The sequence below is a fragment of the Streptomyces sp. NPDC002742 genome, from assembly GCF_042888885.1.
Taxonomy (GTDB): domain Bacteria; phylum Actinomycetota; class Actinomycetes; order Streptomycetales; family Streptomycetaceae; genus Streptomyces.
On the sequence record NZ_JBIAQF010000029.1, the window covers coordinates 1 to 15,637 of the forward strand.

12 protein-coding genes and 3 pseudogenes are annotated in these 15,637 nt (G+C 68.0%); 10 read left to right on the forward strand and 5 right to left on the reverse strand.

The window, feature by feature from the left end:
• Positions 1–171: 171 nt before the first annotated feature.
• The 4 genes from ACFYW8_RS36340 to ACFYW8_RS36355 all read left to right on the forward strand — a co-directional run bounded on the left by ACFYW8_RS36340 (position 172) and on the right by ACFYW8_RS36355 (position 3,471).
• The gene (locus ACFYW8_RS36340) at positions 172–1,362 is read left to right on the forward strand and encodes an ISL3 family transposase (protein WP_389088776.1); all 1,191 of its coding nucleotides are present in this window, start codon (positions 172–174) and stop codon (positions 1,360–1,362) included.
• Positions 1,363–1,408: 46 nt separating this feature from the next.
• Complete coding sequence (locus ACFYW8_RS36345; protein ID WP_389088779.1) at positions 1,409–1,660, forward strand: hypothetical protein; 252 nt, start codon at positions 1,409–1,411, stop codon at positions 1,658–1,660.
• A gap of 240 nt (positions 1,661–1,900) precedes the next feature.
• Complete coding sequence (locus tag ACFYW8_RS36350; protein ID WP_389088785.1) at positions 1,901–2,344, forward strand: hypothetical protein; 444 nt, start codon at positions 1,901–1,903, stop codon at positions 2,342–2,344.
• A 740-nt stretch (positions 2,345–3,084) separates the two neighbouring features.
• Complete coding sequence (locus tag ACFYW8_RS36355) at positions 3,085–3,471, forward strand: barstar family protein (RefSeq protein WP_389088790.1); 387 nt, start codon at positions 3,085–3,087, stop codon at positions 3,469–3,471.
• Positions 3,472–4,554: 1,083 nt separating this feature from the next.
• Here ACFYW8_RS36355 and ACFYW8_RS36360 read toward each other — a convergent pair.
• Complete coding sequence (locus ACFYW8_RS36360) at positions 4,555–5,052, reverse strand: hypothetical protein (RefSeq protein WP_389088795.1); 498 nt, start codon at positions 5,050–5,052, stop codon at positions 4,555–4,557.
• Positions 5,053–5,189: 137 nt separating this feature from the next.
• Between ACFYW8_RS36360 and ACFYW8_RS36365 the strand changes: the two are divergent.
• Positions 5,190–5,963 (forward strand): annotated as a pseudogene (locus tag ACFYW8_RS36365) (transposase); the annotation flags it as partial.
• A gap of 227 nt (positions 5,964–6,190) precedes the next feature.
• Positions 6,191–7,195, forward strand: coding sequence for a hypothetical protein (locus ACFYW8_RS36370; protein WP_389088799.1), 1,005 nt, complete (start codon positions 6,191–6,193; stop codon positions 7,193–7,195).
• Between the two features lie 153 nt (positions 7,196–7,348).
• Here ACFYW8_RS36370 and ACFYW8_RS36375 read toward each other — a convergent pair whose 3' ends face one another.
• Positions 7,349–8,128, reverse strand: a complete 780-nt coding sequence (locus tag ACFYW8_RS36375; RefSeq protein ID WP_389088804.1) for a hypothetical protein — start codon at positions 8,126–8,128, stop codon at positions 7,349–7,351.
• Positions 8,129–8,454: 326 nt separating this feature from the next.
• On the opposite strand from ACFYW8_RS36375, the gene ACFYW8_RS36380 reads away from it, so the two are divergent.
• A complete protein-coding gene (locus tag ACFYW8_RS36380) occupies positions 8,455–8,970 on the forward strand; it encodes a DinB family protein (protein WP_389088809.1) in 516 nt (171 codons plus the stop codon).
• A gap of 14 nt (positions 8,971–8,984) precedes the next feature.
• On the opposite strand, the pseudogene ACFYW8_RS36385 reads toward ACFYW8_RS36380, so the two are convergent.
• A pseudogene (locus tag ACFYW8_RS36385) lies at positions 8,985–9,230 on the reverse strand (IS5/IS1182 family transposase); the annotation flags it as partial.
• A gap of 113 nt (positions 9,231–9,343) precedes the next feature.
• A complete protein-coding gene (locus tag ACFYW8_RS36390; RefSeq protein WP_389088813.1) occupies positions 9,344–9,694 on the reverse strand; it encodes a transposase in 351 nt (116 codons plus the stop codon).
• Between the two features lie 385 nt (positions 9,695–10,079).
• Here ACFYW8_RS36390 and ACFYW8_RS36395 point away from each other — a divergent pair, with 385 nt between their 5' ends.
• Positions 10,080–11,759 carry a glycoside hydrolase family 27 protein gene (locus ACFYW8_RS36395; protein WP_389088818.1) on the forward strand — a complete coding sequence of 560 codons (1,680 nt, stop codon included), beginning with the start codon at positions 10,080–10,082 and terminating at the stop codon, positions 11,757–11,759.
• 276 nt (positions 11,760–12,035) lie between these two features.
• Here the strand turns inward: ACFYW8_RS36395 and ACFYW8_RS36400 are convergent.
• Positions 12,036–12,452 (reverse strand): annotated as a pseudogene (locus ACFYW8_RS36400) (IS5 family transposase); the annotation flags it as partial.
• Positions 12,453–13,466: 1,014 nt separating this feature from the next.
• Here ACFYW8_RS36400 and ACFYW8_RS36405 point away from each other — a divergent pair.
• Both ACFYW8_RS36405 and ACFYW8_RS36410 read left to right on the forward strand, forming a co-directional pair.
• Positions 13,467–15,329: an ABC transporter ATP-binding protein gene (locus ACFYW8_RS36405; RefSeq protein WP_389089124.1), complete on the forward strand. Its 1,863-nt coding sequence runs from the start codon at positions 13,467–13,469 to the stop codon at positions 15,327–15,329.
• Positions 15,326–15,634 carry a hypothetical protein gene (locus ACFYW8_RS36410; protein WP_389088824.1) on the forward strand — a complete coding sequence of 103 codons (309 nt, stop codon included), beginning with the start codon at positions 15,326–15,328 and terminating at the stop codon, positions 15,632–15,634. The genes ACFYW8_RS36405 and ACFYW8_RS36410 overlap by 4 nt, the downstream gene beginning before the upstream one ends.
• Positions 15,635–15,637: the final 3 nt, after the last annotated feature.

A 15,637-nucleotide genomic window follows, 5' to 3' on the forward strand; every position in this document is an offset into this window, starting at 1 on the left:
GACGAACCGCCCCATCCCTCCCGCCTGCAGGTGGAATTCATGCCCACCAACCTCGAACCACACGATCACGTTCGGAAAGCGGAAGCCTTCTGAACGTCGTCCGGGTCGAACCCGGCTCCGTCGATCAGATCCAGTCCGCACCTGGGACACAGCCCCCGCTGACGGTAGGCGTTGAACCTGCTGAGGGCCGTGCCTGATCCTCCTGAAGGACCAGTACGCGTCCTGGGCATGGACGACTTCGCGCTGCGCAAGGGCGACTCGTACGCCACCGTCCTGGTTGACCTGGAGGCCCGCCGACCGGTCCAGGTACTGGCGGGGCGGGAAGCCGAGCCGCTCGCCGCTTGGCTGACCAGACATCCGGAGGTGGAGATCGTCTGCCGGGACCGTGCCGGTGCCTACGCCGAGGAGGCCAGGGCAGGCGCTCCCCAGGCCGTCCAGGTTGCCGACGGCTGGCACCTGTGGCGAAACCTCGCCGGGGCCGTGGAGAAGACCGTTGGATCGCACCATTCATGCATCCGATCCGCCTTCGCGACAACCACGGTCACCGAGCCGGACCCGGCCGACCGCGCGAAGCCCCTCGACCCACCGGACGGAACCCGTGACTGCTTCGGCCGTCCGCGGCGCCTGGTTGCCCGTACCAAGGAACGCTACGCGGCAGTGCAGGAACGGCTGGCCGAGGGAAAGTCCCTTGGTGTGATCGGTCGGGAACTGCGGCTGCACCACTCCACCGTGCGCCGCTTCGCCCGCGCCACGAGCATCGATGAGCTTCTGGTTAAGGCGGTCAACCGGCAGACCATCCTCGACAAGTACAAGCCTTGCCAGCACCAACGCTGGAACGAGGGCTGTCACCACATTCCCCAGCTCCACCGTGAAGTCCAAGCCCTCGGCTTCCCCGGGGACATCCAGACCGTCCGCCGTTACCTACGCCCCTCCAAAAAGCATGGACTGCCGGTGACACCTCGCCCTGCTCCGCGGCCCCGTCGCGTCGTCCACTGGAACATGACCGACCCGGATCGGCTTTCCTCCAGCGACGACCAGGAACTCAAAGAGATCCGCACCGCCTGCTCACACCTCGACGCCACGGCAAGGCACGTCCGCGACTTCGCCGCCATGCTCCACGACCGCCGCGGCGAGCTGCTGCCCGACTGGATGAACCGTGTCCTCGGTGACGACCTACCAGCACTGCATTCCCTGATCACCGGCCTGCGCCGCGACCAGGACGCCGTCATCGTGGGGCCCTCCAGCCCCTGGAGCTCGTGCCAGGTCGAAGGCCACGTCACACGAATCAAACTCCTCAAGCGCAAGGGCTACGGACGGTCCAGCCTCGAACTGCTCCGCAGACGCATACTCCTCGCGACCTGACGTTCGCCCAGGAAGCCCTGAACGCCCACAGGCTAGGTTGGCTCCCATGCCCCTCACTCCTGATGACGAGATACACACACGCGATGAGCTGGTCGCATTCGTCCGCGAGCTGCACCAGGACTATCGCCGACGAGGACATGGCTGGGAGAACCGCACCCTCGACAGCTTCCTCGAAGCCCTCGCCGCGTGGATAGCCGGCTCGGACGGTTGGTACCGGAACTTCGACAAGGAACTTCCAGCCAACGGCGACTGGACCTTCATCGCACGAGCCCTCAGCGCAGCCACCGTTTACGAGTAGGCGAACAGGGCCAATGAGCGTCGAGTCCTATCGACCATCGCTTCGCGCAGCCGCCGCCACAAGATCTTCGACAGAGCCGGTGATTCCACACCTCTGCGTTCACGATTCCCCACCGGGGCACTGACCATCGCTGGTGCTGTTGACCGCGCTCGGACCGGTGTAGGGATGCTGGGGACCGTTGATCAGGGCGACGCTGCCATCTCCTCCTCGGAGGCTCGGGCGCTCGTCTAGGGTGACACGGTGGGATTTGAGCTGCGGGAACGTTGGGGCACACAGCCGTTGTGGGCGAGATGGGTTCTCGCGGTGTACTTGATCGGTTTCACTGAGGGCACGGGCACTCACATCGCAGATCTGGTCCGTGGCGGCATCCACGCCTATGCGTCGTTACCTCAGGTCTCTCTGCAGGTGTTCTTCGTCAGCTTGGTGATCCTCGATCCGTTGGCGGCTGTGCTGGTGGGGCTTGTGCGGCGGGAAGGGATCTGGCTGGCAACTGCGGTGATGGTGTTGGACGTCAGCGCGAACTGGTGGGGCAACCGGCACTGGCTGAGGGACGACCCTGCGCAGTTGCTCTGGCTGTTGCCGATCACTGTCTTCGGCCTGTTCGTCGTTGCGCTCGCGGTCCCCTTGCACCGGGCGGTTGCCGGGGCGGCGAGCAGGTCGCCGGCGGCCCTGCCGACAGCCTGACGGCTCACGATACTCAACCGCTGCTGCGGTCTCAGGGCCGCAGGGACGGTCTCTGATATTCCCTGTTTCAGGTTGTTTGGGGCTCTATTGGGTCTTCCTTGCGAATCGGTCGTGTTCCCCATGAGCATGCCGGTGCCCGGGGTGAGGGTCCTGGCCTCTCGGAGCCGTCGCGGTCCCTTGACCGGCGAGCCGAGAGGTCGACGGACGCACCGCATGGCAAGGAGAACGTTCACCGTGGTCGACATTGCCGAGATCTACGTGCACTGGTACGCGGGCCCGTCCAAGAGGCAGGTGTCCGCCTCGTTGGGGGGACCGCAAGACGGTCAGGAAGTACCCTGCGTCGGCGGAGGCGGCCGGGATCACCCCGGGCGGCCCGCCCATGAGCAAGGCGGACTGGGCCAAGCTGCTCAAAGACTGGTTCCCGGAACTGGCCAGCCGGAGGCTGAACCAGGTGCGGTGGGAGAGATCGAGCCGCACCGCGACACCTCAAGGGCCTGCTGGAGACCACCGCGGTCACCACGATCCACCAACGACGACTTCGCCATGCGCCAGATGTCCGCCTCCCAGCCGACGACCTCTACGAACTCGTCTCCGAACGACAGGGCCGATCCCTGATCATCACCAGCATCCGGGCACCCGGCCAAGCGCACATGTTCCGGCGAGCCCGTGCAAGGCGCTGCCTGAACAGCACGGGCTCAAAATGGCGAGTCACGTCACGGAGCCGCACGTATTCTGCGGTTGTGACCGCGATATACGTGCTGGACGGCACCGAGATCAGGACGCTGGAAGACTTCTGGCGAGTCATCGGTGAGGCGATCAACGGCCCCGGTGGCTACTTCGGCAGAAATCTCGACGCTTTCGCCGACTGCCTCAGCGGCGGCTTCGGGGCGCCCGATGGTGATGACTACGTGGTTGAGTGGCGGGACCATCAGGTGTCTCGCGAGTATCTGGGCTATCCAGAGACTGCTCGCCAGTTGGAGATCCGCCTGTCGCGCTGCCACCCCACGAATCGTCCGGCGGTCAGTGCAGACCTGGCCGCAGCGCGTGAAGAGCGCGGAACTACCGTCTTCGACTGGTTGATCGAGATCTCCGAAGCTCGGGCCCCTGGCGTCCTGCGGCTTCACTGACGGTGGACGCCTCGCTCCCGGGTGCTGCGGATTGCTGACGGTGCGGCGGTCCAGGCCGAGCTCCCGGGCCACGGAGCTGTGGCTCCGACCAGAACGGGTCAGGGCCTGCACGGCCTCGAAAAGTCTTCGGGCGTACGGAGGTGTCCGCCGTTGGTAGCGCACGGTAAGCCCCGGCACTTGCTCAGCAAAGGTCACCTTCGGGCAGGTCGTGTTTTCGCAGTACAGGCGGCGTACGGACCAGTCGATACGCAGAGGCCGGCCGGCGAGCGTGACGTCGGACAGGCTCCGTACATAGCGGCTATGACACCACGCGCTGAGTTGTCCGCATCCCGTACATCCCGCTGGTTCATCGGATCTCGCGCGGGCGCGGACCGCCACCACAGCATCGGAGGTCTCGACCGAGAACACCAGCACATCAGACAACTGCGGCAACAGACTGACCAGTTCAACAGAACACAGTCACAGGCTGCCCGCCCCGTGGACCGGACGACCCTGCCGCCGAGATGATCTCCGCCTACGAAAATCTTGCCAGAGCCCCCAAGCTCCCCAAGCGCGTACGGATGAACGTCCCGAGCTATGTCACGGTCAGGAGCACGGCTGAGGAACCTGGTTGAGATCGTCAGGCCGGCCGGAGACACTCGCACGATGAGTCACAGCGCATCGCCTGGAACGGTCAAACGAAGTTGGGACGGGCCGTGGTACCGGGTTCGCGCGAAGGTCTTCGAGGCCTTGTTCCTGCCCAGCGATCTGCGTCCTCCTGGACAACTTGTCCGCCCACAGAGGCGCCGGCATCTACCGCTGGGCGAAGAAGAACAAGGCCGAGTTGTGCTTCACCTCGACGTGCGCCTCGTTGGCGAACGCGATCGAGGTGCGCTTCGGACCGCTGAGGCAGTTCGCCATCGCCAAGTCGAACTATCCCAACCACACCGTGCAGACCCGGCCCTGCACGCCGACGCACATTGATCACGACCCGATACGCACCTTAAGGCAACCTTAAGGCTTGTCCCGCAATGATCGCCGAGGGTCAACCGTTGCCCACTCTCGTCACCGACGTTGTCCCGCACGGGAGGTACACGCCGCCGCTCAAAGCTCCGGGAAGGGTGCCACCTCGTCCATCGTCCGCAACAGACTGCGTGCTGCTTCGGCCTCTTCCGGCCTCACGGACGAGGCGAGACCTTCGATGATCGGTCGGCCTGCGCGCACAGCAGCCCTGGCTGCCACCTCCCAGGCAGGTTGCTCCTGGAAGCTCGCGTTTTTCCAGCCGCTCGCTGCCGCGGCGGAGTGCCATTGCCCTGCCTGGCAGATGCTCTCCAGCAGATCCATCAGCTCCGCCTTGCACGGCACGTCTGGGGCCCCGACCAGTTCCAGAAGAAAGGGGACTGTCGGGGCCGTCGCCTTCCCGACGACGAACCCCAACGAACAGATGACGTCGCCGAGTTCATCGATCGCCATGTGGGCGGTGTCGTCGCCTCCATAGGCGATCCGCGAGAGCAGGGGCGGTATATCCCTGGCGGGGGACTGTCGCGCGCCGTGCAGTTCCTTCCAGTGCACGCCAGTGACGCCCTTCAGCAGACTTCCCACACGCTGCCACCTTCCATCGGCCCGCCCCCGCATCAGACCATCAGTGTCCTGTCGTGGCGATCTGCGTCAATCCCGGTTTGCTTTCTGTATCTGTAATCCTGGGCGACGGCACTCCTGCCGGGTGGATGACCTTTGCCATGTCGGGTGTGATCACGGCGTCGGAGCCGTCTTGGATAGCGCCGTTCGCCGGGCTGAGCCCGCGCTGCTTCACCAAGCTGGTGACCGCGTTGCGGCGTGAGGGCGCCGACGAGACGCGCCGGGGACACCCTTAGGGTCTGCCCCTTTCGGATCGCGTGCTGCTGGTGACAGCTTACTGGCGCACGAACTTGACGATGCGACAGATCGCTCCGCTCTTCGGCGTCTCCAAGTCCTCGGTCGGCCGCATCATTGACCACCTCGGCCCCCTGCTGGCCCTGCGCGCCCGGCGTCTCTTCGCGAAGGACACTGTTCTGATCGTTGACGGCACCCTGGTGCCCACGCGCGACCACACGGTCGCCGAGCAGTCGAGGAATTACCGGCATTCCACCAACCATCAGGTCGTCATCGACGCGGACAGCTGCCTGGTCGTTGTGGCCGGTGGGCCTCTGCCCGGCAACCGCAACGACTGCAAGGCGTGGGAACCGTCCGGCGCCAAGCGCGCCGTCGGCCGCACAACCGTTATGGCCGATGGCGGATATCGGGGTACCGGCCTGGTCAGTCCGCACCGCCATGAGCGCGGCCAGTAGGAACTGCCGGCCTGGAAAGAAGAGCACAACACCTCTCATCTCCAGGTCCGTGCCCGCGTCGAGCACGCCTTTGCACGCATGAAGTGCTGGAAGATCTTGCGTGACTGCCGTCTCAAGGGAAAGGGAGACGGCGTACGACACGCCATGAGTGGCGTCGCCCGGCTCCACAACCTCGCCCTCATTGGATCGGCGAGCGGGCCGGCCTCACGTCAACCGAGCGCGTCCATACCGCCCCGAAAGATCATTGCGGGACAAGCCTGGTCACGTTCAGTGGCTCGGTCCGGCGCGGCTTGAGGCTACGACCGGGACGTCGAGGCCCATCGGTGGGGCGTTTGGCGTCGTCTGAAAACCCCTTGCTCCCGGGTCCGCCTGTTTGGTGGGATGCGAGGGCTTCGACCGCGGGAGGGGGCAACTTGGCGGTGTTCGGGTGTGCGGGCTGCGGTGCGGTCCTGACGGCGGCGGTGTCGAAGGTGGCGTTGCCGATCCACCTGGCCGATACCCACTGGGAGACACTGCACCCGCCACTGCTGGAGGCCGGATCCTACGCCGTCGACCCCGCACCGTACGGGCCGCCGTGGCGGCAAATGGACGAGGTCGGGGCGCGCGCGGCAGCGGAGCGGGGGCGCTTCGCGCCGTTCGGTGCGCTGTCCGACGGACCGTCGGACACCGTCCTCCTCGCGCCCGGCGACATGCGTGGCACCGGGCTGATCATCGAGCGGGCCGGGGGCTACTGCATGGGAATCGACGGGAGGGACGGGCCGAACCTTGCCTGCCTGGCCTGCGATCTGCCGGTTGGAACGAGGATGGACGACTGCGGGTGCTGGCAGGTCGTCCGGCTCGTCCCGCAGGAGGTAGTGCGGCTGCCCGGCCCGCCGGAGCGGCCGATCATGGGTTGGGCGGAGTGGCTGGCCACCGGCGCGCTGTGGCACCGGCTCAGCGAGTACCTGGACATCCCGGCGGGCGTGGCCCTCGCCCAGGTGGTGGTGGCCGCCGGGGGCGCGCCGGTCGAGGTGGCGCCCGGGCCGGTCGCGGAGCTCCTCGGCCGGGCACTTGGCGCGCTGCTGCCCGCCGGGGAAGGTGCGAAGCGGCTGGACCTGGCAGGGCCGGGGTTTGGCGAGCCGGCCACTGACCTGGTGCTGGTCCCGGTCCATCCTCAGACCGGAGACATGTGGCAGCCGCGTGACGGGGCGGTGCCGGTACCTATGGATGCCGCGCTCTGGGCCGAGCTCGCCTTCCCGCCACACCGGACCCGGCTGCCGGTGCTCGGCGGGCTGCCAACAGGCGTGGAGCGCGACGATCCGCTGCCGCCGCACCCGTGGTACCGCCAGCCATCCAGGGAGGCGTTCCGGTACACGCTCGCGCGGATGCCCGCCGTCAGGGAACCGTGGCTGCGGGCGATCTACGACCGAGGATGCTGACCCGTCACAGGCAGTGCGGACCCAGACGTTGGGCTCGACGTAGACGGCATAGTCATGGACCAAGTCGCACCGGGGACCAGGACGCCCGCAATCTCATTTGGCGAGTCTGCGGTAGCAGATGAGGGTGCAGGCGGCGATGCTGGTCGCACCCGCTCAGCCGGCCGAAGTGTTCTGTGTCGCCTCGCGTGCCTCGGTGAGGGCTCGCTGCCTGAGGTTGCCGCCGAACAACTGAATCGTGGTGGCGGCCAGGATGTCATCCCTGCCGATGGTCCGTCTGGCCCCCCTGCGGGCGGACAGGGCCCGGAGGGAATCCTTGAGGAAGGGGGGTGGGGCCGGTTCGCCCGACATCACCAGGGTGACCGTACCGAAACGTTTGCCCCCGCCCTCGCGGACGACCATGGCCGCGTCCCGGGCAAGGTCCGTCAGGAACACGCTCGCGATTCCGTCCAGGTCGCGGACCATCGCCGGGACGGCCGTCGCCCCCTGGCTCCTCAGCAGCTTCTTGACCCCGGCCTCGAACCTGTGGGCGCCGACCACGGCACTCGGTTTGCGCGACATGCTGCGCTTACGAGAAGGCACGATGACACCCTCGGCGTCGTACAGGACACCGGTCAGGCCTTGAAACGTCGGGCTGTGGGCGTACCACTTGTCCCCCACCTCGAGCTCGACGTTCCGGTCGATCGCCGAGAGAAGGTCCCGGGGAATCAGCTTCTTCCGGGCGTTCGCCGCCGCCGCTCTCCTCGCGCCGTCGATGATCTCCGTCAGCACTGTCCGCGTCACCGACGCGGCGGCCCACGCGGCCGACCGAGAGACGTGCATCGGGGTCACGTCCCTGAACACCGCTTTGACGAGAGAAGGCTTGAACGGCGAGACATCCATGACCGAGGTGGTCTCGGGACCGCTGCGCTCAGGGCGTGCAGGCTGTGCGGTCATCGGAAAAAATGCTCCCTGCTGTCGGAGTTATCAGAGGCCCACACTTCACCACGCAGACCCGCTCTCTTCCCCCATCCTCCGTCGAAGCGGCACCCGGTCAAGGGCCTGACGGGCACATCCCGACGGCCGGGCCGATGATGACCCACCTCCCGCATGCCCTCTACCGTGGCACCTGCGTCCCCCGTCCGGCTGTACCCCGTTCTCCTCAGGGGTCTGTCCGGGGGATCTTGCCGGGCTCTGCCTGAGCACAGCCGGTGCTGTGGCACTTGACGGTGCTTCCGATCAATTGAATCGACACCGTTTCCGAGCTGCGGGATACTCCCGCGATGCTTCAACGAACCGACACGCCTCCCTCATGGGACGAACGTACGCAGCTGGCCACCTTCCTGGACTACGCCCGTGCCACCGCGCGAGCCAAGTGTGAGGGCGTGTCCGCCGAGGACGCCCGCAAGGCCCCACTCCCGAGTTCACCGTTGATGACGTTGTGCGGGCTGATCAGCCATCTGCGGTGGGTCGAGTACTACTGGTTCCAAGTGATGTTCCTGGGCGAGGAGCCTGCGGGACCGCTCACCGAGGCGACCGACGACGATCCCGACCCCGAGATGCGGACAGCAGTCGACATCCCGCTGCCCCAGCTTCTCGCCGAGTACGAGGAGCAGAGTGCCCGCTACCGTCGCCTGGTGTCCGACCACGAGCTGAACTCAACGGCCAAGCGTCCCATCAGCGACGGCCGCCACGTCGATCTCCGCTGGGTGATCCTCCACCTCATCGAGGAGACGTCCCGCCACAACGGCCACCTCGACGTCGTGCGTGAGCTCGTCGACGGGCGGACCGGCGCCTGAGACCTGTCGTGTGGTCACGAGCGGAGCCAGAGCCGGATCGAGGCGAGGGTGACGGTGCCGTGGAACACATAGGCACGCTTGTCGAACCTGGCGGCCCCAGCGCGGGAGTTCTTGAACGCCAAGACGGTCCGGTCGACTTCGTTCCTGCGCTTGTAGATCGTCTTGTCGAAGCCGGCGGGCCGTCCGCCCTTGCTGCCGCGGCGTTTGCGGTTGGCCTGCTGGTTCTTCGGCTCGCGAATGGTGTGCTTGATCTGCCTCTGCGCAGGTACTGACTTCGGCCCGTCAGGGTGACATTGGATCGTCGAGGGCCAGGCCCGTGCCGGCTATGAAGCCGTCGAGGGTGTCAGGCCGGTATTGCAGGCGCTTCAGCCGGTTACGGACGAAGGCCTCGAGTCGGTCGACGGCGACGACGGCGAGGTTGGCCAGACTGCGTTTGACGTGGGCGCCAGACCCACTCGGCGGGGTTGAGATCGGGCGAGTAGGCAGGCAGCAGGAACACCATCAGCCATACGCGCTCGTTGATCAGCTCGCGTATGGCGTGGGAGACGTGGGCGTTCAGGCGGTCCCGGACCAGCACGATCGGCGCCCTGACGAGCCGGTGGGGAGGACGTACGCGAGCGCGCCGCGCAGCCGCCCCTGCTCCGCTCCGGCCGGAGAATCGAGTTCCCGGCCGACGGCCGAGGCGCAGTCGTGGGCGGCCTCCGCGGCGCGCAGTATTCGCCATGCGGCGCGCCGCGTTCGCCGGCCCGGGCGCCCAGCCGGAAACTCCATCACAGCCAGATGCGGAGGACGGTGAGGACGGTCGGCCACAGCAGCAGCCGACCGCTGTCGCCGCTGCTCACAGCCTGGTCGACGACGACGCCGATGAACACCGGCACCAGAGTTTCGCTCCGGTTGCTGTGTACACCCTTGACGGAGCCTGTGTGGACTGCGACGGTATGGCCCGAGATTCGCACAGAATCCAAAACTTTCCACCCATACCCATCATGCGTCTTCGTCATCCCCTTCGGCTGTTCTCACACCTGACGCAGCGTCACTCAAGCCTGTCCGCGAGCCTGAGTGCCCATCGGGTAGCCCCCATCCGAAAGAAGGACAACGTGCGCCTCCACATGGCCCGCACACTCCGGACACGCCGCGCATTCCACCCCGAGTACGTCTCGGCCCGCACCGGCGGCCGCCACAACCCCGCCCGCAGACGCACCGCTACCGCGGTCGGCACCGTCCTGGCCCTGCTCATCGCTCCGGCCGCCTGGGTCCTGGGCGCCGCACCACAGGCCGGCGCGCTGCCCAACGGGCTGGCCCTGACCCCACCGATGGGCTGGAACAGCTGGAACAAGTTCGGATGCAACGTCACCGAGCAGAAGGTCGAATCCGTCGCCGACTACCTGGTCTCCTCCGGGCTGGCCGCGGCCGGCTACACCTACGTCGACATCGACGACTGCTGGATGGCCGGCAGCCGCGACTCCGCCGGCCGTCTCGCGCCGGACCCCGTCAAGTTCCCGGACGGCATCAGCGGCACCGCTGCGTACGTGCACGGCAAGGGCCTGAAGCTGGGCATCTACGAGAGCGCGGGCACGAAGACCTGCGCCGGCTACCCCGGCAGCCTCGGCCACGAGCAGACCGACGCGAACAGCTTCGCCTCCTGGGGCGTGGACCTGCTCAAGTACGACAACTGCAACGACGACGGGACCTCGGCCCAGCACCGCGACACCACCATGCGCGACGCCCTGGCCGGCAGCGGCCGCGCCATTGTGTTCAGCCTGTGCGAGTGGGGCGTGGACAACGTGTGGACGTGGGGCGCGGGCGTGGGCAACATGTGGCGCACCACCGGCGACATCAACGACAGTTACGGCTCCCTGTTGTCGATCTTTCACGCCAACGTCAAGCTGGCGCAGTACGCCGGCCCCGGTGGCTGGAATGATCCCGACATGCTGGAGGTCGGCAACGGCGGTATGTCGTTCACCGAGGACCGCAGTGAGTTCAGTCTCTGGGCCGAGATGGCGGCCCCGCTGATCACGGGCAACGACCTGCCCAACTCCACTGCCGCCACAGCGTCCATCCTCGGGGACCGGGACGTCGTCGCGGTCGACCAGGACGCGCTCGGCAAGCAGGGGGTGCAGGTATCCTCCGCCGGAGGCCTGAACGTACTGGCGAAGCCGCTGGCCGGCGGCGATGTGTCGGTGGCGCTGTTCAACGAGAACTCCGGCGCGGCCACCATCTCCACGACCGCGTCGGCGGTGGGCCTGCCCGCCTCGCCCGCCGGCTACAGCCTGGACAACCTGTGGTCGCATGTGAAGACCACCACCAGCGGTGCGATCTCGGCCACCGTGCCCGGCCACGGCACGGTCCTGTTCCGGGTGTCCACCGGCTCGGCCACCAGCACCGGCACCACGCACGCCCTCGTCGGCGCCTCCTCCGGCCGCTGCCTCGACGCGTTCGACAACCAGACCGCGCCCGGCACGAAGATCGAGATCTGGGACTGCAACGGCGGCGCCAACCAGAAGGCCACCCTGACCGCAGCCGGCGAACTGCGGCTGTACGGAGGCACGCAGTGCCTGGACGCCACCGGCGCCGCGACCACCGCGGGCACCAAGGTCGAACTGTGGACCTGCGACAGCGGCACGAACCAGCAGTGGCGCCTGAACGCCAACGGCACGATCACCGGCGTCCAGTCCGGCCTGTGCCTCGACGTCACCGGCGGCGACCAGCCTGCCGGCAACGTCAACGGCACGCAGCTGGAGCTGTGGGACTGCAACGGGGGCGCCAACCAGCAGTGGCGCCTGAGCTGAACGAACCGGGGCACACCGCGAGCCCCTTCGCACCGTTTCGGCCCACCGGCCGACCCCGCACTGACCGGGGCCGGCCGGACAGACCGTCCGGCGCGCCCCGGATCCGATGCCCACGAACACGATCTGGGCCGTCGGGCCGCGATCGGCCCGTCACGCAGTCAGGGCGCCAGTACGGGGAGTGTCTTGAATCAGACTCTGGCCCGTAGTGAAGCTCCCCTTGAACCGGACAGCTTGATACTGGGAGGAAGGTTCCGGAGGAAGCAGTCACAGGTAATGACCGCCCCGGGAGCGTCCGAGCCCCTCGTGGGGACGGTGTTGCCGGGGCGCGCGCCTTTCCCGGTCTGCGGGGGCCTCTTGCGTGCTCCGGCCGCGTGCTGGTGGGCTCGGCAGGTGGTGGAGCCACCGACACATCGACCAGTCGATGCTGCCCTGTGCATCCGCGTCGGCCAGGAAGGCGGCGAAGAGCCTGTCCCACGTGCCATCCGCTGACGAATGTCCGTGCCGCTCACACACGGTCTTCCACTTCCCGAACCGCGTAGGCAGATCCCGCCACGGCATCCCGGTCCGGTTCCGATACAGGATCCTGTTGATGATCCTGCGGAAACTGGCCCAACGACCGCCGCGCTGCCCAGCCTTGGGCAGATGGTGCTTCAACCGGGCCCACTCCCTGTCCGAAAGATCCGCCCGCCCCATGGAGGCCGCGCCGACGGGTCGCCCACCCTTGAGCCAGGCAGTTCCTCGTCACCTCGCCGCGGGCCCCTGAACGCGGACGCACGGTGACACCGGGCCGCCACAAGCCGCATGCGTACCGAACGCACCGACGCATCTCCCGGGAACGGCGCGGATGTGCGAACACGATCTGGTGCAGGCGCCCGGCGTCGAAGGTGCTGATGCTAGCCGTCGGCGGGCCCGTTCACGGGACGCCGCACCGGTCGTCACCCCGGTCAGAAGGCACTTCAAGCCACATTGTCGGGCGCCCGTTTCCGGGCTGCACCACGGCAGTTCGAGAATCCTTTCTTCCGGCTTCGCTCCAGGTCATCGACCCGCACCAGTGCGATCGGGCCTGGGGGCACCGCCGATTCGAATTGTCCGGATCACGGTGCCCTCCCCCGCTGATTGTCGGTGGCGTGGGCGAGGGTGCCGTCCACAGAGCACACCCACGCCTAGCCGAAGGAACCGGTGCCGTCGATGCCGTCCCGCAATCCCCCGCTCGGGCTGCGACCGCTCCACTGTCCCCTTGACGAGTGAATCGAACGGGCAGGTGCCTTGCGCCCGGCCGACAGCACTTGCCTTCCCCGCCCGGCTTCGAACTTGCAATCGACCAGTCGCCCGGGGCTGCCCGTATCCGCCTCGTGATCAGGGACGTTGTGCGGGTGCTCTGCTCATTCCCCGCTACCGAGGAGAATCCGTGAATCCCGTCCGCGTGCTTACCGCCCTTCACCCCGTGTTCGAGAATCCCTCCGTTCAGGCCGCCCGGGCCACCGCGTTCCGGCGTCCCGTCGACGTGCGTCGCGCCCTGTTCGCCTCCGCATCACGACCGTCATCGGGGTGGGCGGCATGAGCGAGCCCACCGATGCATCAGCCGACAGGGTCCCGGGGCCGCGCGCCACCCCCGTAGCGCCCCCAGCCGCGACGCCGCCTGCCGAACCGCGGAGCAAGCCGGACGCCCGACCCGAGACCGAGCCGGGCACCGCCCCCGAGCCACAGATGCGCTACGTCGACCTGACCGGCAGCCGCGAGGCGGCCGGCCGCTCGATCCGGATGCGTGACATGGCCCGGCGCCTGCCCCAGCTGGTGCGCCGCTCACTGGCTCTCGCCTGGCGGGTCGACCGGCGAGCGACCACCGGTCTCCTGCTGTGCCAAGCTGCGGCGGGCGTGATGCAGGCCCTCGGCCTGGTCGCCATCAGCGGTACGCTCACCGCACTTTTCACCAGCGGAGACGTCTACCACCGGCTCCTGGAAGCCTGGCCGTCCGTAGCCCTTCTGGTTGGAGCCTCCGGAGCACGCGCCCTCCTGGGGATCACCGTCAGCTGGCTGTCCTCCCGGCTCGGCCCGCTGATGTCGCGCGAGGCCGAGCAGATGCTGCTCACCGGCTGCGCCGAGGTCGAGCTGTGCGCCTACGACGAGCCCGCCTTCAACCGCGACCGCGAGGCCGCGGACCGCGGAGCTCAGGTCACTGGCGACCTGATCGACGAGGGCCAGGACCTCATCGCCTCGGGCGCCAGTTTCCTCGCCGGGGCGGTGGTCCTGGCCGGCGTGCACCCAGTCCTTCTCCCGCTCCTGGTGGCGGCCAGCCTTCCCCAGGCCCTGGCCCAGATCAGTGCCGCCCGTGTGCGCTACCTGGCGAACCTGCGCAGCAACGGCGACCAGCGCATGCTGACGGTGCTGCGCTGGCACATCTTCACCAAGGACGCCGCCGACCAGATCCGTGCCGGCACCATGGCCGGCTTCCTGTCCGGCCGGTACCGGCAGACGGTCGCCCGGATCAACCGTGAGGACCGGGCCGCGGCTGACAAGGGCGCCCGGATGTCCCTGTTCGGCGCGCTGTGCGGAGGGCTGGGATCGGCGGTGGTGTGGGCGGCGGTGGTGTGGCTGCTCGCGACCGGCCGTATCACCGTCGGGCGTGCCGGGACGGCCGTCTTCGCTCTGCAGACGGTGGGCATGTCGGTCCGCGGTCTGGTGTCCGTCGGCGCCCGCGCCGTGCGCACGGGCCTGTACATGGACGACTGGAGCGGCTTCCTGGACAAGGCCGGGGGCTTCCGTATGCGGCGGGGCCCGCACCGTCCCGAGCCGCCGACGACGATCGAGATCAGGTCGGTCACCCACCGGTACGCGGGCAAGGACCGCGACGCGCTGTCCGACGTCTCGCTCACCTTGCGCCGCGGCGAGGTCACCGCCCTCGTCGGCTTCAACGGTTCGGGGAAGTCGACACTGTCGAAGCTGGTCAGCGGTCTGTACCTGCCCACGGACGGCCAGGTGCTGTGGGACGGCGTCCCCACCGGCAACGCCGACCCACAGGCGCTGTGGCAGCAGGTCGCCCTGGTGCCACAGGACTACGCGCACTGGCCGCTGACCGTGCGGGAGAACGTGACCCAGGGACAGCCCACGGCGCGCGGCGACGCGGCGGTACGTGAGGCGTGCGAAGCGTCCGGTGCCGACGAGGTCGTCGACAAACTCGGTGCCGGCCTGGACACTCTCCTGGCCCGCGAGTGGCTCAACGGGGAGGAACTCAGCGGCGGTCAGTGGCAGCGCATCGCCCTCGCGAGGGCGTTCTTCCGCCAGGCCGGACTGCTGGTGCTGGACGAGCCGACCGCGAACCTCGACCCGCGCGCCGAGTACTCCATCTTCCAGCGGCTGCGGGGGCTCGCCCAAGACCGCGTGGTGCTCCTGGTGACCCACCGCATCACCAACGTCGCCGTCGCCGACCGGATCGTCGTCCTCGACGAAGGCACGATCGTCCAGGAGGGAACCTACGCTCAGCTCGCTCGACAGCCCGGCCTGTTCCGGCAGTTGCTGTCCTACCAGATCACGTCCGAGCCGGACGGTGAGAAGCACGGGACACACTCATGAGCCGCCGCAGCGCCACCTCGGCGAGCCCCGACGTGACGGCCACTCCCACGGCCACGGACTTCTCCGCCCCTTCCACGCTGCCCCGAGGTGATGACGTGCCGCCCACCCGTCCCCGCATCCGTGCGACCGCCGAGGCGTATCCGGCCCGGCATCAGCATGAGCGGGAGGCCGAGGACGAACCCGACTTGTGCGTGGAGTGGCCGTGGTGGGATCCGCGGGATCTCCCGGCCGGGACCGTGCCGTACACCCGCCTGGCGACCGATGGCATTCTCCGCGGGCGCCTGTACTCCGAGATGGGCTGGTGAGCC

What these genes read in the sequence shown, in the direction of transcription:
- ACFYW8_RS36345 (WP_389088779.1), top strand. Translation starts at nt 1,409, where the DNA reads ATGCCCCTCACTCCTGATGACGAGATACACACACGCGATGAGCTGGTC.
- ACFYW8_RS36375 (WP_389088804.1), bottom strand. Translation starts at nt 8,128, where the DNA reads ATGACCGCACAGCCTGCACGCCCTGAGCGCAGCGGTCCCGAGACCACC.
- ACFYW8_RS36380 (WP_389088809.1), top strand. Translation starts at nt 8,455, where the DNA reads ATGCTTCAACGAACCGACACGCCTCCCTCATGGGACGAACGTACGCAG.
- ACFYW8_RS36390 (WP_389088813.1), bottom strand. Translation starts at nt 9,694, where the DNA reads ATGGCGAATACTGCGCGCCGCGGAGGCCGCCCACGACTGCGCCTCGGC.
- ACFYW8_RS36395 (WP_389088818.1), top strand. Translation starts at nt 10,080, where the DNA reads ATGGCCCGCACACTCCGGACACGCCGCGCATTCCACCCCGAGTACGTC.
- ACFYW8_RS36405 (WP_389089124.1), top strand. Translation starts at nt 13,467, where the DNA reads ATGCGCTACGTCGACCTGACCGGCAGCCGCGAGGCGGCCGGCCGCTCG.
- ACFYW8_RS36410 (WP_389088824.1), top strand. Translation starts at nt 15,326, where the DNA reads ATGAGCCGCCGCAGCGCCACCTCGGCGAGCCCCGACGTGACGGCCACT.